The sequence below is a fragment of the Labrys sp. KB_33_2 genome (assembly GCF_052114505.1).
GTDB lineage: Bacteria > Pseudomonadota > Alphaproteobacteria > Rhizobiales > Labraceae > Labrys.
Map to the genome: position 1 here is coordinate 331,608 of NZ_JBFREW010000003.1, position 21,809 is coordinate 353,416.

Annotated in this window: 15 protein-coding genes; 8 read left to right on the forward strand and 7 right to left on the reverse strand. The window is 62.9% G+C overall.

Features of this window, described 5'->3' with window-relative positions:
- Position 1: 1 nt before the first annotated feature.
- Entirely contained in the window at positions 2-595 is a 594-nt protein-coding gene (hisB, locus tag AB4037_RS07095) for an imidazoleglycerol-phosphate dehydratase HisB (RefSeq protein WP_441771017.1), read from the reverse strand.
- A gap of 564 nt (positions 596-1,159) precedes the next feature.
- Here hisB and AB4037_RS07100 point away from each other — a divergent pair.
- The 8 genes from AB4037_RS07100 to AB4037_RS07135 all read left to right on the forward strand — a co-directional run bounded on the left by AB4037_RS07100 (position 1,160) and on the right by AB4037_RS07135 (position 10,050).
- Positions 1,160-2,377, forward strand: coding sequence for a serpin family protein (locus AB4037_RS07100; protein ID WP_441771018.1), 1,218 nt, complete (start codon positions 1,160-1,162; stop codon positions 2,375-2,377).
- A gap of 123 nt (positions 2,378-2,500) precedes the next feature.
- Positions 2,501-3,442, forward strand: a complete 942-nt coding sequence (gene gshB, locus AB4037_RS07105) for a glutathione synthase (protein ID WP_441771019.1) — start codon at positions 2,501-2,503, stop codon at positions 3,440-3,442.
- Positions 3,443-3,604: 162 nt separating this feature from the next.
- Positions 3,605-3,931 carry a DUF2853 family protein gene (locus tag AB4037_RS07110; RefSeq protein WP_441771190.1) on the forward strand — a complete coding sequence of 109 codons (327 nt, stop codon included), beginning with the start codon at positions 3,605-3,607 and terminating at the stop codon, positions 3,929-3,931.
- A 546-nt stretch (positions 3,932-4,477) separates the two neighbouring features.
- Positions 4,478-6,085: an ABC transporter substrate-binding protein gene (locus tag AB4037_RS07115; protein WP_434958526.1), complete on the forward strand. Its 1,608-nt coding sequence runs from the start codon at positions 4,478-4,480 to the stop codon at positions 6,083-6,085.
- A gap of 81 nt (positions 6,086-6,166) precedes the next feature.
- Positions 6,167-7,183: an ABC transporter permease subunit gene (locus AB4037_RS07120; protein WP_441771020.1), complete on the forward strand. Its 1,017-nt coding sequence runs from the start codon at positions 6,167-6,169 to the stop codon at positions 7,181-7,183.
- A complete protein-coding gene (locus AB4037_RS07125; protein ID WP_441771021.1) occupies positions 7,173-8,105 on the forward strand; it encodes an ABC transporter permease in 933 nt (310 codons plus the stop codon). Before AB4037_RS07120 ends, AB4037_RS07125 begins: the two co-directional genes overlap by 11 nt.
- Positions 8,106-8,107: 2 nt before the next feature.
- Complete coding sequence (locus tag AB4037_RS07130) at positions 8,108-9,097, forward strand: ABC transporter ATP-binding protein (protein WP_434958523.1); 990 nt, start codon at positions 8,108-8,110, stop codon at positions 9,095-9,097.
- Positions 9,094-10,050, forward strand: a complete 957-nt coding sequence (locus tag AB4037_RS07135) for a dipeptide ABC transporter ATP-binding protein (protein WP_441771022.1) — start codon at positions 9,094-9,096, stop codon at positions 10,048-10,050. The genes AB4037_RS07130 and AB4037_RS07135 overlap by 4 nt, the downstream gene beginning before the upstream one ends.
- A gap of 20 nt (positions 10,051-10,070) precedes the next feature.
- On the opposite strand, the gene AB4037_RS07140 is transcribed toward AB4037_RS07135, so the two are convergent.
- From AB4037_RS07140 to AB4037_RS07165, 6 genes are all read right to left on the reverse strand, one after another.
- Positions 10,071-12,608, reverse strand: a complete 2,538-nt coding sequence (locus AB4037_RS07140; protein WP_441771023.1) for a caspase family protein — start codon at positions 12,606-12,608, stop codon at positions 10,071-10,073.
- 167 nt (positions 12,609-12,775) lie between these two features.
- Positions 12,776-15,403 carry a caspase family protein gene (locus AB4037_RS07145; RefSeq protein ID WP_441771024.1) on the reverse strand — a complete coding sequence of 876 codons (2,628 nt, stop codon included), beginning with the start codon at positions 15,401-15,403 and terminating at the stop codon, positions 12,776-12,778.
- Positions 15,404-15,685: 282 nt separating this feature from the next.
- On the reverse strand, positions 15,686-17,035 hold the full coding sequence (locus AB4037_RS07150) for a hypothetical protein (protein ID WP_434958519.1): 1,350 nt from the start codon (positions 17,033-17,035) through the stop codon (positions 15,686-15,688).
- A 93-nt stretch (positions 17,036-17,128) separates the two neighbouring features.
- The gene (gene recD2 / locus AB4037_RS07155; protein WP_434958518.1) at positions 17,129-19,357 is read right to left on the reverse strand and encodes an SF1B family DNA helicase RecD2; all 2,229 of its coding nucleotides are present in this window, start codon (positions 19,355-19,357) and stop codon (positions 17,129-17,131) included.
- 92 nt (positions 19,358-19,449) lie between these two features.
- Positions 19,450-20,676, reverse strand: coding sequence for an MFS transporter (locus AB4037_RS07160; RefSeq protein ID WP_441771025.1), 1,227 nt, complete (start codon positions 20,674-20,676; stop codon positions 19,450-19,452).
- A gap of 204 nt (positions 20,677-20,880) precedes the next feature.
- Complete coding sequence (locus AB4037_RS07165; protein ID WP_441771026.1) at positions 20,881-21,534, reverse strand: outer membrane protein; 654 nt, start codon at positions 21,532-21,534, stop codon at positions 20,881-20,883.
- Between the last annotated feature and the right edge of the window lie 275 nt (positions 21,535-21,809).

Sequence of the window (21,809 nt, forward strand, 5' to 3'; positions counted from 1 at the left end):
CTCAGCCTCCGAGCTTGCCCTTGGTGGTCGGCAATTGGCCTTCCAGGCGTGGGTCAATGGCAATAGCCGACTTCAGGGCTCGAGCGAGCGCCTTGAAGCAGCTTTCGGCGATGTGATGGGCATTGCTGCCATAGAGCGTTTCGACATGCAGCGTGATGCCGGCATTCATGGCGAAGGCCTGGAACCATTCGCGCACCAGTTCGGTATCGAAGGTGCCGATCTTCTCGCGCGGGAAATCGACCTTGAACACCAGGAAGGGGCGGCCAGATATGTCGATGGCGGCGCGCGTCAGCGTCTCGTCCATCGGCAGATAGGCATCGGCATAACGCGTGACGCCCTTCAGGTCGCCCAGCGCCTTGCGGATGGCCTGCCCCAGGGCAATGCCGGTATCCTCGACGGCATGGTGGTCGTCGATATGCAGATCGCCCTTGGTACGCACGCTGATGTCGATCAGCGAATGGCGGGCGAGCTGGTCGAGCATATGGTCGAAGAAGCCGACACCGGTGGCGATGTCGTGCTTGCCGGTGCCGTCGAGTTCGACGGTTGCGGACACCGACGTTTCATTGGTGACGCGCTCGATCGACGCGTTGCGCATGGCTGACCCCGCTAGAACCTTGTGCCGAAAGACGGTGGCGACCTTCGGCATGGGCGATACAACGACTAAGCAGAGTTTCCCGATGAGAGCCATGAATGGGCCTCGGGGAATTTGCTCAAAGCGTTTTGCGATTTAGCGGAATCGCCAAGAATCGCAAAGACGCGTCTAACTAAAGAGTGAGAGCAAACAAGCGTTTTCGTCTAAACGCGCTTTGCTCCAGGGACATGGCTGGATTCGATCGCCGAGCCGTGACCATAACCCCTAAGGGGCAGCCTTATAGCGGGGTGGCGGGTGCGGGGAAAGCCCGTATTGTGCGGTGCATTCACGCAGAAAGGTGCTCTGCGATACAGCGCGTCCATGGCATCATGTTTATCTGGGGTTTAGGAACCGGGCGCGAGAGTGTTTTGCGATTTGACGGAATTCGGCAAGAATCGCAACGACGCGCCGAAACAGGGGGCTGGAGCAAACAAGCGTTTCCGTCGAGACGCGCTTTGCTCCGGGGCCCGTTGAGGAGGATGGGGCATGGGCCGCCGCGCAGAGTTTGCAGTTTCGAGGAGAGCCTTGATGATCCTCGGCTTGCTGGCCGCCTTGCCATGGCAGGCCCAGGCCGCGTCGAAGTCCAAATCAGCCGATGCCAAGCCGGTTGATGCCAAGGCCGAGAAGGCAAAATCTCCCCCGAACGCCATTTCGCAGGCCTCCGCCCGTTTCGGCTTCGACCTGCTCGTCACGCTCGGCAAGACAGCAGCGAGCGAGCCCAATCTCGTGGTCTCCCCGGCCAGCCTGGCTGCCGCCTTCTCGCTGCTCGATCTCGGTGCCAGCCCGAAGCTGCATGCTGCGCTGCTCAAGACGCTGCGTCTCGAGGGCAAGGCCGGCGATTTCACGAAACTGCGGCAGGTCCTGTCGCCCCTGATCGCGGGCGGCAAACCCGACAGCCCGCTGACCGGCATCGGCGCTGTCTATTTCGACCGGGAGGCCGATCCCAAGCCGGCCGCCGTGACGAAGTTGAAGCAGGCGGGTGCGATGGTCGAGGTTACCGATCTCGCCAGCTCGGCGACGCGCGACGCCATCAATGCCCTGGTCAAGGAGCGCACGCGCGGGCTCATCCCCAGCCTCATCGACAATCCCCTGCACAAGGGCGGCCTCGTCCTGCTCAACGCCCTTCATTTCAAGGACGAGTGGCGCATGGCCTTCGATCCCGCCCAGACCGGCGAGGCCGATTTCCACCGGGCCGAGGGCGGCGCGGCCAAGGTGGCGATGATGCATTCCGGCTCGGCGCCCCGGCTCGCCCGCCAGGACGGACGCTTCGTCGGTGTTTCCCTGCCCTACCGCACCAAGGGCTATGCGCTGATTCTGATCACCACCACCGACAAGCCGGCCGGCCTCGCGGATTTCTCGGAAGTCTCGAGCTGGTTGACGGGTGATGGCTTCACGGAGATAGCCGGTACCGTCGCCCTGCCGCGCCTCGCCATCAAGGCTGGTGGTGACTTGAGGGCAAGCCTGGACAGCCTCGGGCTCGATCCGGCCGCCGGAGCGCCGGATGCGCTGCGTCAGTTCTCGGCCAAGCCGCAGAAGATCGACGAGATCATCCAGAAGGTTGTGATCGCCGTCGACGAGAAGGGCACGGAGGCGGCAGCGGCCACCGCCATCACCTCCCGCAGCCTTGCCGACAAACCGGAACTCTCCTTCGTCGCCGACAAGCCTTTCCTGTTCGCCTTGCGCGACGAGGCCAGCGGCCAGACCTTGATTGCCGGCTATGTCGGCGACGCGTCCAAGGCACAATAGGGCGCGCGCCAGCGCGCCTCTTTTTTTGTCGTGATCCCCTCGGCTTCTGTTGCGACGCGGCGTTGAGCGCTATCTAACTAGCAGTCCTTTTCGATACGCCCTGGAATTCCGAGGAACTGCCTGATGAAGCTCAATGTTGCCGTGCAGATGGATCCGATCGAGCGCATCAACATCAAGGGGGATTCCACTTTCGCCCTGATGCTGGAGGCACAGGCGCGCGGCCATTCGCTCGCCGTCTACACGCCCGATACGCTGTCCCAGCGGGATGGCATCGTCTCTGCGCAGGTCAGGCCTGTCACCGTGCAGGATGTCGAGGGCGACCACGTCACGGCCGGCGCCGAGAGCCGCACCGATCTCTCCGGCTTCGACGTGGTGCTGCTGCGCCAGGATCCGCCCTTCGACATGGCCTATGTCACCACCACCCACATGCTCGAGCGCATCCATCCCAAGACGCTGGTGGTGAACGACCCCTTCCACGTGCGCAACGCGCCCGAGAAGATCCTGGTCACCGAGTTTCCGGACCTGATGCCGGCGACGCTGATCACCCGCGACCGAGCCGAGATCGAGGCCTTCCGGGCCGAGCATGGCGACGTGGTGATGAAGCCGCTTTACGGCAATGGCGGTGCGGCCGTGTTCAAGGTGGCGCGGCAGGACCCGAATTTCGGCTCGCTCTACGATCTCTTCGCCTCGCTGTCGCGTGAGCCCTGGGTGGTGCAGCACTTCCTACCCAAGGTCTCCGAGGGCGACAAGCGCATCATCCTGGTCGACGGGGTCGCGGCGGGCGCCGTCAACCGGGTGCCGCAGCCGGGCGACATCCGTTCCAACATGGTGCGTGGCGGTGCGGCCAAGCCGACGGACCTGTCTCCGCGCGAACTCGAGATTTGCGAGCGAATCGGGCCGACCCTGCGTGACAAGGGGTTGCTGTTCACAGGTATCGATGTGATCGACGGTCATCTTACCGAGATCAACGTGACTTCGCCGACGGGCTTGCGGGCGATCAAGCGGCTCGGTGGCCCGGATCTGGCTGCCCAGATCTGGGATGCGATCGAGGAAAAACGGCGCTGAGTGCCTTCTGGGTGCATTTCTGTGCGCCTTCCGTAGGGAAAGTTGCACTTTGCGGTAGCGCCTTTGGGCAAATCATGCCCTAATATTCCACGCTTGTTTCGACCAGCAAATAACTGTGTCCGATGCATCGTGATCCAGGAGGAATGCACGCCGATGTCTGATCTGGCTACCTACGTCGCTGATATCAAGAAATACACGTCCAGTGTGAACGAAGCCGCTGCTGCCGGCATCGTGAAGCATCTTGGCATTGCTCTGCGTAATCGCGACTCTTCGCTCGTTGCTGGCAAGGATCCCACCGAACTTGCCCGCGTTCGTGACAGCTTCCTGAAGAAGAAGCTCGCTCTGACGGATGCCGACGACAAGCTTGATGCAGCGGTTGCCGCGGTGATCGAGAAGCTCAAGGCGGACCATTCGAAATCGCGCGTGACGGTCTATTATCTCCTCGCCGAGCACTACAAGAAGCTCGACCTCTTTGTGAAATCCGCCTGATTCTTGCTTCGGCGCGTCCGCCGCGCCGCCCGCTTGGGTAACTTTATGATACAGAAAAGCCCCGTGGAATTGCCGCGGGGTTTTTCGTTGGCGCTTCCTGATACAAAAATTACAAACGCCACGAAAATGTCAGATTCCGATTGCCGAAAACGCATAAAAAGGCTTCCATACGCGCCAACTGGGCAAGGGGCGTAACGTCGAGTATGGTTTGGAGCTAGATGAGGCCGGAAATGGCCGGACGGGAGGCGCATCGCAACCAGGATATGCATCCCTGGTGAGCGGAGCGACGCTGCAGAAAGCCATTCGTTGCCTCACCGCCTTTGGTGGCGCTGCGGCTTTGGCCGATGAGCAGGTCGTTTCAGTCATGGGCCTTGCCTGTGGCGGGCGTAACAAGCCGGAAGGCTTGCGTCCTCGAACTTCTTCTCCTCGGCTCGAAACGCCCTTGTCTGGCCAGAAACCATAAGGACGGCACGCCCTGAATGCCCGTTCGGCGTTTGCGTTCGCTCGGAAGCGGACGGAACAATGCACCATGACAGTGGGGAACAAATGTCAAAACTGCTGAAGACAGGCCTTCTGGCGGCCGGCTTTGCCGCGTTGCTGGGAACGACGGCAATGGCCGCGACCAAGACGCTGGTCTATTGCTCGGAGGGAAGCCCCGAGAACTTCACCCCGGCCTTGAACACCACCGGCACTTCGCTCGATGCCGCCCGACCGGTCTACAACCAGCTCGTGGAATTTACGCCCGGCACCACCGATCTCCGGCCCGGCCTTGCCGAGAAGTGGGATGTCTCCAAGGACGGCACCGAGATCGTCTTCCACCTGCGCAAGGGCGTGAAGTTCCACTCCTGGAAGGGCTTCAAGCCGACGCGGGATTTCAACGCCGATGACGTTCTGTTCTCCTTCAACCGGCAGTGGAAGGATGACAACCCCTATCACAAGGTTTCGGGCGGCGCTTACGACTACTTCAACGACATGGCGATGCCGGAGTTGTTGAAAACGATCGAGAAGGTCGACGACTATACGGTCAAGATGACGCTGACCAAACCGAACGCGCCCTTCATGGCCAATCTCGGCATGGACTTCGCGACCATCCAGTCGGCCGAATATGCCGACTACCTGCTCAAGGCCGGCACGCCCGAGAAGTTTGACCAGGAGCCAGTCGGTACCGGCGCGTTCCAGTTCGTCGCCTATCAGAAGGACGCGGTCATCCGCTACAAGGCCTTCCCCCAATATTGGGGCACCAAGGTCAAGATCGACCAGCTTGTCTACGCGATCACGCCGGATGCCGCCGCCCGCTATGCCAAGCTGCAGAAGAACGAATGCCAGGTGATGGTCGGCCCCAACCCGTCCGACCTCAAGGCGATGGAGGCCAACAAGGACATCAAGGTCCTGACCAATGAAGGCCTGAACGACATGTACTTCTCCTTCAACACGGAGAAGCCCCCGCTGGACAAGAAGGAAGTGCGTCTGGCTCTGGCCAAGGCGATCAACCTGAAGGCCATCCTCTCGGACGTCTATGAAGGCAGCGGCAAGCCCTCGACCACGCTGATCCCCTCCTTCATGCTGGGCTACAACGACAAGATCCCCGAATATGGCTATGACCCCGAGGCTTCCAAGAAGCTGCTGGCCGATGCCGGGGTGAAGACCCCGATCGATATCGACCTGTGGTACATGCCGGTCTACCGGCCCTATAATCCCAACGGCAAGCGCATGGGCGAGCTGATGCAGGCCGATCTCGCCAAGATCGGCGTCAACGCCAAGCTCGTCACCTATGAATGGGGTGATTACCGCAAGCGCCTCCAGAACGCCGAAGCCTCGCTGCCTCAGATGGGCTGGACCGGCGACAATGGCGATCCCGACAATTTCTTCTTCCTGTTCGCCTGCGATATCGAGAAGAAGAAGCCCGTCTCGCAGAACTATCCGCGCTGGTGCAACAAGGATCACCAGGAACGCCTGGAGAAGGCCCGCGCCAGCTTCGACAAGGCCGAGCGCACCAAGCTCTACCAGGAGATGCTGCAGATCGCCCATGACGAAGTTCCGTATCTGAACATCGCCCATACGGTGGTCTACACGCCCGTTCGCAAGAATGTCGAAGGCTTCAAGCCCTCGCCGCTCGGCCGCTTCGAATTCTTCGATACCGACTTGAAGAAGTAATCGCACTCTCAGGCTGCCAGGTCTTCATCGGCCCGGCAGCCTTTTTGTATCCTGTTTTCTACTGCTGACCCGCGAGCGCCCATGCTGACCTTCCTGCTCAAGCGTGTCGCCATGACCATTCCGACCTTCATCGCGTTGGTCGCTCTGGCGTTCTTCGCCATTCGAATGGTTCCAGGCGACCCGGTCGAAGTGCGTGTGGGCGAAAGAGGTATTTCGCCCGAGCGCCTAGCCGAATTTCGTCATCAACTCGGTCTCGACCAACCTGTCTATGAGCAGTTCGGCCGTTATCTGTGGAAGCTCCTGCACGGCGATTTCGGTACCTCCCTCGTCACCCAGAGGCCGGTGCTGACTGAGTTCTTCACGCTCTTTCCCGCCACGGTGGAACTGGCCGTCGCGGCCATGATTTTCGCCGTCTGCCTCGGCATTCCCTTCGGCATCCTCGCTGCTCTCCAGCGTGGCAAGTTCGCCGACTACATCGCCACCGCCCTTGCCGTGCTCGGCAATTCCATGCCGATCTTCTGGTTCGGCATCCTTCTGATCCTGTTGGTTTCCCTCAAGCTCGATCTGACGCCGGTCGGCGGGCGCATCGACACGATGTTCTATTTCGATGAGGAAACCACTACCGGCTTCATGATCTGGGATGCCTTCTGGTCCGACCAGGAGGGGGCCGTCTGGTCGGCGCTGCAGCATCTCATCCTGCCTGCCATCGTGCTCGGCACCATCCCGCTGGCGGTGATCATGCGCATCACGCGCTCGGCCATGCTGGAAGTGCTGAACGAGGATTATGTCCGTACGGCCAGGGCCAAGGGGCTGTCGCCCCTGCGGGTGATCGGCCTGCATGCCCTGCGCAATGCCATGATCCCGATCGTCACCGTGGTCGGCCTGATGATCGGCATGCTGTTCGCCGGCGCGGTGCAGACGGAATCGGTGTTCTCCTGGCCCGGTGTCGGCAAGTGGCTGATCGATTCCTTCTCGCGTCGCGATTATCCGGCGCTCCAGGGCGGCATCCTGATCATCGCCATCCTCGTCACCTTCATCAATCTCTTCGTGGACCTGCTCTACGGCATCATCAATCCGAGGATTCGCCATGGCCGCTGATACGCATGCTTCGGCCGTGGTCCGCTCGGCCAAGCCGCCCTCGGCCGTCGCCGAGATCTGGGACTCTCTCAAGCACAACAAGGGCGCCGTCGCGGGCCTCGTCATCCTGGTTCTGGTGGTACTGGTTGCTGTCTTCGCCGATTTCCTGGCGCCCTACGCACCCTACAATGCACCCGGCTGGCCGGACGCCGGCCATCCCGGCCATGTCGGCCAGCCACCTGCCTGGGTCGAGGGCGGCAGCTGGGATTTCATCCTTGGCACCGACAAGACCGGCGGCCGTGACGTGCTGTCCCGCCTGATCTACGGCGCACGCTACTCGCTCGGTATCGGCCTGACCGTGATGCTGGTCTCGATGCTGCTCGGCGTGGTGCTCGGGCTCATCGCGGCCTATCTGGGCGGCTGGTTCGATTTCGTCCTGATGCGGCTGATGGACATGATCATGTCGATCCCGGATCTGGTGCTCTCCATGGTGATCGTCGCCATTCTGCAGCCGGGACTGGGACCGACGGTCGCGGCCATCACCATCGTGTTCCTGCCGCGTTACGTACGCATCGTCAGAGCGGCCGCCCTCGGCGAATTGTCGAAGGACTATGTCACGGCCGCCACGGTCGTCGGGGTCAAGCCACCCCGATTGCTGTTCCGCACCATCCTGCCCAATTGCATGGCGCCGCTGATCGTGCAGGCGACATTGGGCGTCTCCGATGCTATTCTGCAGGCAGCGGCACTGGGCTTTCTCGGCATGGGCGCACAACCCCCGATACCCGAATGGGGCGCCATGCTTTCCGACGTGCGTCAGGACATCCAGAGCGCACCCTGGCTCGCTATCGCGCCGGGCGTGTGCATTCTGATCACCGTGGTCGCCATCAATTTGTTCGGCGACGGCCTGCGCGATGCGCTCGATCCCAAGTTGAAGCGAGGCTAGACATGGCGCTGCTCGAAATCTCCAATCTCGCGGTCGAATTCCAGGTCAAGCACGGCTTCTTCCGGGCGGTCGACAGCGTCTCGCTCTCGATCGACCCCGGCGAGATCGTTTCCATCGTCGGTGAGTCGGGATCTGGCAAGTCGGTGGCCATGCTGGCGTTGATGGGGCTCCTGCCGAAGACGGCCCGCATCACCGCCGACAAGCTGGCTTTCAACGGCCTGGATCTGCAGAAGATCTCAGCGCGCGAACGGCGCAAGATCATCGGCCGCGACATGGCGATGATCTTCCAGGAGCCAATGACCTCGCTCAATCCGTGCTTCACGGTGGGCTTCCAGCTCGCCGAAGCCATTCGCGCCCATCTGCCGATGTCCCGGCGCGAGGCGCAGGAACGGTCGGTGGAATTGCTGAAGGACGTCGGCATCACCGATCCTGCGCGCCGCTTATCGGCCTTTCCGCATCAGATGTCGGGGGGCATGAGCCAGCGCGTGATGATCGCCATGGCGATTTCCTGCAATCCTAAGCTCCTGATCGCGGACGAGCCGACCACGGCGCTCGATGTGACCATTCAGGCCCAGATCCTCGACCTCCTGGTCAAGCTGCGCGACGAGCGTGGCATGGCGGTGGTGCTGATCACCCACGATATGGGCGTGGTTGCCGAGACGGCCGAGCGCGTGATCGTGCAATATGCCGGCCAGCAGGTCGAGAGGGCCAAGACCGCCGCCTTGTTCCATACGCCGCGCCATCCTTATACGTCTGCCCTGCTGGCCGCCCTGCCCGAGCGGGCGACGTCGCAGATGCTGCCGTCCATTCCCGGCGTCGTGCCGGGGCAGTATGACCGCCCGCGCGGCTGCCTGTTCTCGCCGCGCTGTTCCTATGTCACCGATGAATGCCGTGCGGCACCGCCGAAGCGAGCCGGCATCGAATATAACGAGGCCCTGTGCATCCACCCGCTGACTGGTGGCAAGACGGCCCGCATGGAGGCCGTATCGTGACAGTTCTCGTCGACGCACGGGATCTCGTGCGCTCCTATGAAGTCAAGCGCGGCATGTTCGGCGGCAAGGCCACCGTGAAGGCGCTCGCCGGCGTGAGCTTCACGCTCGATGCCGGCAAGACGCTGGCGGTGGTGGGCGAATCGGGCTGCGGCAAGTCGACTCTCGCGCGCCTCCTCACCATGATCGAGCAGCCCAGCGCCGGTTCGCTGACCATTGGCGGCATCGATGTGAAGCTCGCGACGGCGGCACAGCGCAAAACCTTGCGTCGCGAAATCCAGATCGTGTTCCAGAACCCCTTCGGCTCTCTCAATCCGCGCCAGACTATCGCGCAGGCGCTGGAGGAGCCCCTGCTCGTCAACACCAAGTTGAGCTCGGGAGAACGGCGCGAGGCCGCCATTGCCATGATGAAGCGGGTGGGCCTTCGTCCCGAGCAGGCGATGCGCTATCCGCACATGTTTTCCGGTGGCCAGCGTCAGCGCATCGCCATCGCCAGGGCCCTGATGCTCAGGCCGAAGATCCTGGTGCTGGACGAACCGGTCTCCGCGCTGGACGTCTCGGTGCGCGCGCAAGTACTCAACCTGCTTGCCGAGCTGCAGCAGGAGTTCAAGCTCGCTTACATCTTCATCAGCCATGATCTGTCGGTGGTGCGCCACATCGCCGACGACGTGATGGTGATGTATCTGGGGCGGGCGGTCGAGATGGGCACGCGCGAGGCCCTGTTCTCGGCGCCGCAGCACCCCTACACGAGAGCACTGATGTCGGCGACGCCGCAGGCCGATCCCGACCGCAAGCGCGAGCGCATCGTCTTGCAGGGCGAACTGCCATCGCCCTTCTCTCCGCCGGCTGGCTGCGCCTTCAATCCGCGCTGCCCGATCGTCAAGCCCCATTGCCGGGACGAGCGCCCGCTCCTCGAACTGAAGCACGAGCGCATGGTCGCCTGTTTCGAGGTTTGAGGGGTGACACGCCTCGCCCCCTACTTGCCTTGATTGAAGAAGAAATCCTCGCCCGGCAGCGAGCCGTAGGTGAAGGGCTCCTGCTGGCGATCCGTTGCTTTCATCACGTCGTCGCGCACCAGGCGGAAAAGCTTGCCGATCTCGACATTGGGCTTGCGCAGATTGGTGTCGAGCGCGGTGACGAAGGGTGAGTTGCCGCTATCGCCGTCCAGTGCCACCTGGCCGGCCTTGGCGGCGTAGACCACCAGGGACGCCCCATCTGGCTCGACCCGGCTGAGGCCGCGCGTGACCGAGCGGGTCGCGGTCTTCTTGGTCATGGCGCCCTCGAAGGGATTGTTGCGGCAGGCATCGAGAATGACCAGTCGCAACGACTTGGCCCCTTCGCCGGCCGCCATCACCCGATCGAGCGGAACGGCCTCGAACAGAATGTCGCGATCGCTCTTCAGCTTGGCATCGACTGGAATGAGGTAGTTGACGTTGTCGACCTCCATGCCGTGGCCGGCATAGTAGACCACCGCCCAATCGGCCTGCGACGCCTTGTCCGAAAATTCCTGCAGGGCTCGGTTGAAGCCCTGATTGTCGAGGTCCTCCAATAGCGTCACATCGGTGAAGCCTATGCTGCGGAAGGTCTCCGCCAACCTGGCCGCATCACGCTTGGGATTGGGCAGGGGGCTGGTGCCGGTATAGGCGCCATTGCCGATGATGAGGGCGATGCGCTTGCCCATCGCCGCGGGGGCTTGCGCGAGCTTCTGCGTGCTGGGTGTGCCTTGCCCCGAAGCATTTGGGTCCGAAGCAGGCGGATTGTTCGTTCCGAATTTCTGGATCACCGCCTGCTTGGCTTTTTCGAGACCGGAGGCGGCCAGCGGATTGGTCGGAAACTGGTGCAGCATCGCCAGATAGTCGGTGGCGGCCAGATCGGGCTGGCCGGAGGCGAGATAGGCATCGCCGCGCTGGCGCAGGATGAAGCTCTTGCGTCCCAGATCGATGGCCTTGGTATAGTCCGCGATGGCCGCGTCGTAATTCTGCTTGACCGCATTGGCGAGCCCGCGGGCGTGGAAGGCCTCGGGGGATTGCGGTGTGCTCGACAGAAAGCGCGTCGCGTCGGCAATGGCGCCATCCGGGTCGTTGCCATAGGCCTTGGCCATGGCGCGATACATCAGGCTATAGGCGTTCTTGGCTGGATCGGCCGCCAAATCATTGCTCGCCAGATCGATGGCTCGGCTCAGGTCCGCCGTGGCCTCGTCCTTGCGGCCGAGTTCGAGCAGGGCGACGCCACGATTGAGGTAATCGGGGGTGACGGCTTTGCCGCCGGCAACCACAGAGGTGATGTTGTCGACGCTTTCTTGCAGGCGGCCGAGCTTGAGGGCGGCGGAAGCGCGATAGCTCAGGAGTTCGGTCCGGGCGGGCTTCAGGCGCAAGGCCTGGTCGAAATCGGCGATGGCCTGGGCATTGTCGCCCTTGGCGAAACGGGCATAGCCGCGTCCGGAGAAGGGAAGGTCGTCGTCCTGGCGCAGCGCGATGGCTTCGTTGTAGTCGGCGATGGCCTTGTCGTAGTCGCCCTTGAGGTAGAAGCCCCAGCCCCGGTTCGAACGAGTTTCGGCGAGCGTTTGGGGCAGTAGCAGGTCACCCACCACCAGCACGTCGCTGCAGGCCTTGACGATGTCGTCGGCAGCCTTGGCCTGTCCACAGAGCTGGCGATTGGCCCTGAGGTCGGCGGCTTCGGAGAGCGGCGCCTCGGCTGCCGAGCCACTGTCGTCGTCATCCAGTCTCAAGGAACCGAGCATGACCCCGAAAGCGTCATAAGCCTCGAACATCTCCACCATCTGCGTGGTGTCCTTGCCGGTATCGGCGTTCCAGCGGATGATCATGCCCCGTGTCGAGCCGTCGGCACCCTTGATGAAGCGGGCATAGAAACCCAGGCTGTCCTTGGTGCCGAACAGCACGAAATAGGTCGGGTTACGCCCGGCCCGCGCCTTGAACAGCTTGGCCTGGACGATTCGGGTCATCTCCGGTGTGGCCTTCAAAGCCTCGAAGCGCGCCTCGAACGGCATGTCCCCTGCCGAAAAAGCCTGCAGTTCCACGCTCATGTCCCAGCGCGGCGCGTGCAGGCGCAGGCCCGTCGGGGTGTCCTCGCGGTCCGGCAGCAGCGAGGCGGGGTAGTCGATGGTCATGCCCTGGGCGCTGGCGGTCCTGAAGTCGAGCAGGGCTTTCTGCTTGGCCGCCTTGGTGCGGGCGAGCTTGATCAATTCGGGCGAGGGAATGCTGTTTTCCTCGAACGACTTGACGTTCAGGCTTCTCAGATTGTGCGACTGGAAGTTCCGGATCGCGACGAAGGTCGCCTCGTCGAAACTGCCCCAGAGGGGGAAATTGGTGAGGCTGTTATAGCCGGTGTTCCACGACAGGTCGGATTGCAACTGGCGCAGTTGCGTGCCGCTCAATTGATCGCCGATCCGCTTGGCTTTCTCGAAGCGGGAATAGTCGATGATCTGCGCCGCGGCCGGGGTGGTGATGGCCAGCGTCAGCCCGATCAGGGCGGCAATCGTCTTCAAGCGCAACATTGGGGAACCCCGGATCGATATTTTTGGCCAGAACTTCGGCCGGCCAAGTCGCGGCCGGCAAGTCGAAGGACCTGAGTTTGGGCGTATTCCTGCACCATGGAGCTTCTCGCCACAACCGCAAGATGCCGCAGTTCCCTGGAGAACACGGATGATTCACGGCCCGTCCCTCAGCCTGGATTGAAGATGAAGTCCTCGCCGGGCAGGGAGCCATAGGTGAAGGGCTCCTGCTTGCGGTCGGTCGCCTTCATCACGTCGTCGCGCACCAGGCGAAACAGCTTGCCGATCTCCAGGCCCGGCTTCTGCAGGTTGCTGGTCAGGGCGGTGACGAAGGGCGAGTTGCCGCCACTGCCGTCGAGGGCGACCTCGCCGGCCTTGGCAGCGTAGACGACGAGGGTGCCACCATCCGGCTCGACCCGGCTGAGGCCGCGCGAGACGGCACGCGTTGCCGTCTTGCGTGTCATGTTGGCGAGGAAGGGGTTGTTGCGGCAGGCATCGAGAATGACCAGGCGCATGCCCTTGGCGCCCTCGCTGGCGGCCATCACCCGGTCGAGCGGCACGGCTTCGAAGGTGACGTCGCGGTCCGAGGCGAGCTTGGCATCCACGGGCACCAGATAATTGGTGTTGGCGATCTCGATGCCATGACCGGCATAGTAGATCACCGCCCAATCGGCCCCGTCGGCCTGGCTGGCGAAATCCTGCAAGGCGCGGTTGAGGCTGCGGAAATCGGTGTCTTCGGCCAGCGTCACCTCGGCAAAGCCGATCTTGCGCAGGGTGTCGGCGACCTTGGCCGCGTCGTTCCTGGGATTGGGCAGGGCGGCGACATTGGCATAGTTGGAATTGCCGATCACCAGAGCGACCCGGCGGCCGAGCGCGACCTTGGCCTGGGGCGGCAGGGCGGCCAGCGTGGCGGCCTGCGGCGAACCGGCGGCGGCTGGGGAGCCATTGCCTTGCGGCGCGCCGGCAGTCGCCAAAAGCTTGGCCGCCATCGCCTGCTTGGCCTTTTCAAGGCCCACCATCGCCAGGGCGTTACCAGGCGTGAGGTTGAGCTGGGCCTGGTAATCGGCGATCGCCTGTTCGGGCTGGCCGGTCGCCAGATAGACATCGCCGCGCTGGCGCAGGATGAACAACCGCTTGCGCCCCATGCTGATGGCCTGGGAGAAATCGGCGAGCGCTTTGGCGAAATCCTTCCCGGCGACATCGCCGAGCGCGCGCGCATGGAAGGCTTCGCTGGCCTTGGGATCGATGGACAGATATTTGTCCGCATCGGCAATCGCGCCCTCGGCATTGCCATTGAAGGCCCGGGCGAAGGCGCGATAGACCAAATTATAGCTGTCCGTCTCGATCTTCGCGGTGGCGATGGCCTCGGCCTTGGCGAAGTCCGGCCTGCCTTCATCCGCGCGGCCGAGTTCGGCCAGCGCTTCGCCGCGATTCTTGTAGTCGCCGGCGCCGACCTTGTCTCCGCCCCGCTCGATGGTGAAGTTCAGATCGGCCATGGCGTCCGCCGGCCTGCTCAGCCTCAGCAGGGCCGAACCGCGAAAGGCGCGGGTGTCGATGTCATCGGGATTGAGGCGCAGCGATGCATCGTAATCTGCGACAGCCTTCTGGTAGTCTTCCAGGCCGAAATAGCTGTTGCCGCGATTGGTGTAGTCGGCGGCCGTCGGCGTTTTCTTGGCGATGGCCTGGCTGTAATCCGCCACTGCCGCATCATATTTCGACTGGCCGTAGCGCACATGTCCACGCTGTGTGTAATAGCTTGCCTGATTGGGATCGATGGCGATGGCCTGGTCGAGATCGGCAAGGGCCAGATCGGCCTTGTTCTGTCTGTTGTAACCGACGGCGCGATTGAACAGGAGGGTCGGCCGGTTTTTCGCCAGCAGGGTGTCGGCCGACAACGCCGCCGTGCAGGCGGTGACGATCTCGGCGGCATCCTTTGCCTTGGCGCAGATGTCGAGCTGCCGGTTCAGTTCGGCCGTCGACATCTTGGTGGTGCCTTGCGCGTTCTGTCCAGCCGCTGCTGCGGCATAGGGATTGGCAATGGTTTTCGGCCGGATCGAAAGGGCCATGACGATGGCGGCATTCGTGAAACTGGGCCTTTTCTTGCGATCCCAGCTGGCGATGAAGCCGACGATTGCATCGTCCTTCTGCGCGATGCTCGTATAGAGGCCTTGTTTGGCATCACCGCCGACGATCACGAAACGGGTGGGCTGTGCCTCACCCTGATCATCGAGCATGATGGCGTATTTTACCTTGCCGGCCGCCTTCTTCATGTCGGCGAACATTCGATCGAGCCGCTCGCGCGATCCCGCCATGTTGACCAGTTGGACGATCGCGTCGCCCGATGGCGTCGTATAGCGTGTATCACCCTTGACTGCCTGCTGTTTGGTCAGCACGCCGGCAGGGTAGCTGATCTTCAGGACGCTGTTTTCCAGGGTCTTGAGATTGGCCGTGCGCCGGATCGAGGCGACGCGGCCGTCCAATTCACTGACCAGGGCCGCACTGGGCGCACCCGTTTCAGGCAGATTGTTGCTGCGTTGATATTGGCGGATGGCCTGGTAGGTAGCGTTGTAGAAAATTCCCGAAACAGGGGGAGAACCCCCTTCCGAAAACATGCCGGCCCAGGCCAGGTCTTCCTGTAGATTGGCGATTTGCTGGGCGCTCAACTGGTTGGCCGCCGCCTGGGCCGAGGCGAAGGTGCCCTCCTGGCTTAGCGCAACATGGGGCGCGGCCACAGCAAGGGCCATGAACAGGCAGAGCTTCCCGCTGAGGGAAGCGGCGATCGCCTTCAGTCGAAACATCTCAAGTCTTACCTCGGCCCGTACAGCGAGCCGGCAACCCGCTTGAGATCCGTGCCCGCCGGGATCCTCGTCGGCAGGCTTGGAGACGGGGCCGAACTCTGGACCATTTGTTACAATGGATTGGCGTTTGGCAATAATGAAAAGTGCAGACGACGATGCACCGGGACCTATCGTAGCGAAGCACCGTTCTCCGCGAAGAAGGATAGTGGTCTTTTCTTACCGCTGCGCTGCGGGTGGGGCGATAAGGAAGTAATGCGCCGGTTGGTGGACGCGGCCTTTGCTCTATGATTTGGGCGTGCAGCTCAGTGTGACGGTGGCTTTGCTCGGGTCACCGCCGCGTTCCGGAGGGGTGACGCCACTGGCGCGCAGGAAAGCGGTGACGAACAGTCCCTTCAAGGCCGTCGCTTCGCCGTTGGCGGCGGCGAGGCCTGCCAGGGCCCCGTCCTTATCGATCAGGGCGCCAGGTGCGCCTGAGCCCAGCGAGATGCGGCGACTGTCGTCGTTGCCGCCGATCAGCGCCGTGACGGTGGTCGCTGTCGGCGTGGGGCCGGACAGCAGAGCGACGGCCTCGCCTTGTGTCAGGGGCGGCTGCCGCCAGGCGAGAGGCGCCGGGCCGGGGGGCGGGGTTGCTCGGACCAGCGCGACGTCGTTGCCGAGGTCGCCGCCGATCACCTTGGCCGTGGCACCGCCCTGGAGCGTCACTGTCTCGCACCCGGCCACCAGGCCGGCATAGGTCAAAATATCGCCGTTCGATGACACCAGGGTGCCCAAGCCAGTCTTGGCCGCCGTCGAGGCGCCCGACGGTAATGGCACGGGCGGTCCTGCCGGTTTCGACGGCTCGGGGGCCTGAGCCGGCTTGTCGGCGGGCTTGGCAATCGGAGGAGCCTCGGTGGCGGCTGGCTTACCGTCATCGGCCAATTTCATCGATGAGGCCATTGCGATGGAAACGCGGTCGAAGCCGGGGGAAAGCGCCGGGTCCCAGCCGAGCGCGAAGCCGCGTGAATCGGTGTCGGTCTTGACGAAGCGCAGATAGAAGCTCTTGCCGTCATTGCTGCCGGCGACCACCAGGAAATCCGGGCGCAGCAGTGAATAGGTTACCTTGCGACCGGGGCGCTCGGTCTTGAGGCGTGCGAACAAGGCCTCGAAACTCTCCTTCTCGGCGGGGATGGCGAGAATGTCGAGGGTGACGTCGTTCTTGGGCGTAGCGAAATGGGGACCGTTCTTGCCTTCCATGCGCGCGGTGGTGAGCTTGGCCGGATAGCCCAGCGTGATGCCGTGCTCGGTGATGGTCGTAAAGCCGTAACGGGCCGTGAACTTGGCGGCGTGCTGGGCAAGAGTGATGCGCTGAGGCGGCGTGAATATGCCGGTTTCCTTGGCCTTGATCCGCTTCTGGAAGGCGCGGATGGCCTCATAGCTGCGCTTGCCCATCTCGCCTGAAGGCAGGGAGTTGAGATCGCCGGTCCAGATCAGGTCCTGCTGGATGGAGGCAAAATCCTCCGCCCCCATCGCCGAGGCGGCTGCCTTGGCCGCTTCGAAGACGGCATCGACGGGAGCGGCCGGTGCCGGCGTGGTGGGCGCAGGCTTCGTCTGGGCGAAGGCATGGCCGGCCCAGACGGCCGAAATCGCCAGCAAGCAAGCGCCAATCGTCCGTATCCGCCGCATTCCTGCTGTCCCCCTTCGCCCAACTGTCTTTGTATAGCGCTGCGCCACGACGGCAAGCGTTCTTCAGGAAACATTCGGCGTCGGCGCAGCCAGTTTCTCCCGCAGCCGGGTCCAGCGTCGGCGCCCCATGGCATTTTCCGCCGCCAGTCGCAAAGCGCGCTTCTCGGCGACGACCACAACCAGGCGCTTGCCGCGGGTAATGGCCGTGTAGAGCAGGTTGCGGGCCAGCATCGGATAGTGCGCGTTGGAGATCACCACCACCACCGCCGGATATTCCGAACCCTGGGCCTTGTGGATGGTGGTGGCGTAGGCCGGCACCAAGCTGTCGAGCTGCGCGGTGGTGTAGTGGACGTCGCGTCCGTCGAAGGTGACGGTGAGCTGCCCCACCTTCACATCGGTGCGTGTGATGAAGCCGATATCGCCGTTGAAGATTTCGCGGTCGTAGTCATTGTCGATCTGCATGACCTTGTCATGCGGAGCGAAGGTGCCGAATTCGCGCACGATCGCGCCCTCGCGGGTCGGATTGAGGACTTCTCGCAGGGCCTGCGTCAGCGTCTGCGAACCGAGCGGCCCCTTGTTCATGGGGGTCAGCACATGAATGTCCCTGACGGGATCGAGGCCGAAACGGCGCGGCAGGCGATTGGTGACGATGTCGACGACCTTGTTGGCGCCATCCTCGGCCGACGCCATGTCGACGACGAAGAAATCACCCTCATCCGGGCTCTTGGCCCCCTCCGGGACCTCGCCGTGATTGACGGCATGCGCGGCGGCGATGATGCGGCTGGTCTCGGCCTGGCGGAACACTTCGGTGAGCCTGACCACCGGGATGACCTCGGATGCGATGATATCGGCCAGCACCTGACCGGCGCCGACGGAAGGAAGCTGGTCGGCATCGCCCACCAGGACGAGGGCAGCGCGCGGCGAAAGGGCATCGAGCAGAGCGCGCATCAGCTCGATGTCGATCATGCTGGCCTCGTCGGCGATGACGAGGTCGGCATCGAGCGGATAGGCTCGCTGCCGGCGGAAAGTGCCGGAAATCGGATCGATTTCCAGCAGTCGATGGATAGTCTTGGCCTCCTGGCCGGTGCTTTCGGCCATGCGTTTGGCGGCACGACCCGTCGGCGCGCACAGCGCGATCGTCACGTCCTTGCGTTCGAGCGCCTTGATGATGGTATCGATGATGGTGGTCTTGCCGACGCCGGGGCCGCCGGTAATGACCAGCAGCTTGGAGGCGAGGGCGGTTTCCACCGCCAGGGCCTGGGCGGGAGCGAGACGCTTGGCTGTGCGCGCTTCCGTGTCCAGCACCGCCTGGTGCAGGCCCTCCTGGCGCCAGGGTGGGTTGCCACCGGCCATTTGCTTCAGCCGCGTGGCGACGGCCTCCTCGGCGTTCCACAACGCCGGCAGGAAGTAGGACGGCGCCCCTTCGATGGTGTCGCCGATGATCGAGCGAGTCTGCAGCAGGCGAGTGGCCGCATCGTTGAAGAGATAGTCGTCGACCTCCAGCACCCGCCCGGCCCGTTCGAACAAGGCTTCGCGCGGCACACCGCAATGGCCGTTGGTGGCACCCTCGCCCAGCGCCCAGAGCAGGCCGGCGGTGAGGCGCGAAGGATCCTCGCGCTCACGCCCGAGACTGAGGGCGAACTGGTCGGCGGTGCGGAAGTCGAACCCTTTGATCTCGCGTGACAGGCGATAGGGGTCGGCCTTGATCAGCTCGACGGCATTGGTGCCCAGCGCCTTCTGCACGCTGGCGGCGCGCGTCGCGCCGAGTCCATGCTCGGTGAGGAACACCAGGACGTCGCGAAATTCCTGCTGGGCGCTCCAGCCTTCCCGGATCAACCGGATGCGCTGGGGCGACAGGCCCGCCACCTCACTCAGCCGGTCTGGTTCGCTGTCGAGCACCTTGAGGGTGTCCTTGCCGAAGGCCGCGACCAGCTTCTTGGCGGTCTCCTGGCCGATGCCGCGCACTAGGCCGGAAGCGAGGTAGCGTTCAATGCCCGAGGCGGAGCCCGGCGGGGTGGTCCGGATGACATCGGCGCGAAACTGTAGGCCACGCTCGGGGTCGACGCTCCAGCGCCCCTCGGCTTCGAGCTTCTCGCCGGGCGCGATCGCGGCGGTGCGGCCGAGCACGGTGGCAAGATCCTTGCGGCCCTTGATCTTTACGCGCAGTACCGCAAAGCCGTTTTCGGCATTGTGATAGGTCACTCGGTCGATAACGCCGGAGATCGTCAGGTCTCCAGGTACCTCGTCGGGAGGGGCCGGCTTCGAATCGCGTTTGAAGGATGGCGTGCGCATATCGGCACCATGGGCAGGCCGACGCGACTTGTCGAGGCATGTCGTGTAAGGGCGGATGAGCGGGTAGTGAATGAGGGCCAGGCCGGCCGAACTCAGGCGCTCCTGCTGGGGAAACGGTCGGCATCGCGCAATGGCTTGAACAGGCGCGACCAGGCAAGAGCGACGAGGATCGTGCCTAGGCCGCCCAGCACCACGGCCTCAACCGGGCCGAACAGTGCGGCAGTAAGGCCCGATTCGAACTCTCCCAATTGGTTCGAAGTGCCGACAAACATCGAGTTGACGGCGCTGACGCGCCCACGCATCGCATCGGGCGTGCCGAGTTGGACCAGGGTTGAACGCACCACCACGCTCACGACATCGGCGGCCCCCATGACCACCAGCGCCGGCAGCGAGAGCGCAAACCAGGACGACAGGCCGAAGACGATGGTGGCCAGGCCGAACACTGCGACAGCCGCGAACATCTTCAGGCCAACCCGCCGCTCCAGCGGCCAACGCGCCAGAATCAGGGACATGGACAGGGCGCCGAGGGCCGGGGATGCCCGGAGCACGCCGAGGCCGAAGGCATTCGTGTGGAGAATGTCGCGGGCATAGATCGGCAGCAATGCCGTAGCGCCGCCGAGCAGCACCGCGACCATGTCGAGCGAGATCGCTCCGAGTATGATCGGCCGGCTCCTGATGAAGGAGAAGCCCGAGAACACCGATCTGAGAGTTGCCGGCTCGCGCGCAGTTGATGGCGTGAGGATCCGCAGGCGTGAAACCAGGATCGAGGCCAGGCCGTAGAACAAAGCCACGAAAAGATAGGCTGAGCCGGGGCCGATGATATAGAGCAGGCCACCCAAGGCGGGACCGATGATGGTGGCGGTCTGGATGGCGGAGGCCGACAACGCAAGGGCTCGCGGCAATTGGAGGGGGCTGACGATCATCGGCAGCAGAGCGGCTGTCGTCGGCATCTCGAAAGTGCGACAAGCGCCGATCACGACGGCGGCGGCGAAAATGATCGTCGGGCTGATCATGCCCTGCCACGAGGCAAAAGCCAGCGCGGCCCCCGTCAGTCCCGCCACCATCTGGCAGCAACGCACGACCGTACGCCGGTCGAAGCGATCCGCAATGTGGCCCGCCGGAATGGTCAGCACCAGCATCGGCAGGAATTGGCACAGGCCGACGAGGCCGAGATGAAGGGCGGAACGGGTAAGATCATAGATCTGCCAGCCGATCACCACGGAGATGATCTGGAAACAGCCGGTGGAAAGCACGCGGGCTGTCCAGAACAGTCCGAAACCGCTATGGCGGAAAAGGGAGGGCGTGTCCTGGGCGGACATGAGAGGCTTTCGATATGATTTGATGAGACGAAGAAAATAATGACTGCAGGACCATGCATCGAAGCAAGGCCATCGCAGGAGATGTTTTTACCAATATTCGCGCCAGCCGCACCCAGACATGTGGCGATATTCGATTCATGGTCAGAAAAAGAAAAGGCCCGGCTTTCGCCGGGCTTTTCCTGCACATTGATCCAGATACGCGGATCAGAACTTGTAGCTCACGCCGAGAGTGAGGTCGGTGGAGTCGAACTTGACCTTGCGGCGATCACCCGCGATGGTGACGTTCTTGTCGCCGAGGTCGACGTAACGGGCTTCGCCGCGAACGATCCAGTTCGGGTCGATGGCGTATTCGACGCCAAGGCCAGCTGTCCAACCCACGCGGGTCTCGCTCTTGGAGCCGAGGGTTTCAAGCGAGCTCTTCACACCACCATAGGCGACACCGCCGGTGATGTAGGGCAGAATGTTATCGAAGGCATAGCCGACGCGAGCGCGGGTCGATCCCTGCCACTGGTTCTGAAGCTTGTCGCGATAGCTGGTGCCACCTTCCACGACGGTCTTCTTCTTGCTGAAGCTCGAATACATCATGTCGGTTTCGAGGCCGACAACGATGTTGCCATCGAACTGGGCATTGTAGCCAAGGTGGCCACCAGCCAGGAAGCCGGCGCCGTTGAACTTGTTCGGTCCGACCTTGCTCTGGACGATGTCGGCGCCCAGATCGACACCTGCGTAGAAGCCGGTCCAATTGTAGACGGGAGCGACGACCGGAGCGGCCGGCTCGACAGCCTGGGGAGCCAGATCGGCAGCGAAAGCCGAGGTCGAGGTCAACAGGAGAGCCGCGAGGGCCAAACGCATTTTCATTACTAGGACTCCAAGGCCGGAAATTCAGTGTGGGAGCACATAAACAGAAACCATCCTGGGAGTCTGTAGCATTCCGGTCACAGTGCTAGACAAACGAACGAAACCGGAGTCGTGCTTGTTTCGAAAACTCTAAAATGCATCCATTCAGATAAGGTTAAAATTTTATTATATTTAAGGGCGTAATAATTGAATTCGAAGAAATTTTGAATCCATTTCAAATATGTGACCGCGTTGCAGCAAGTGCAGGTCGGATCTAGGCAGTTATGCCATCTTCA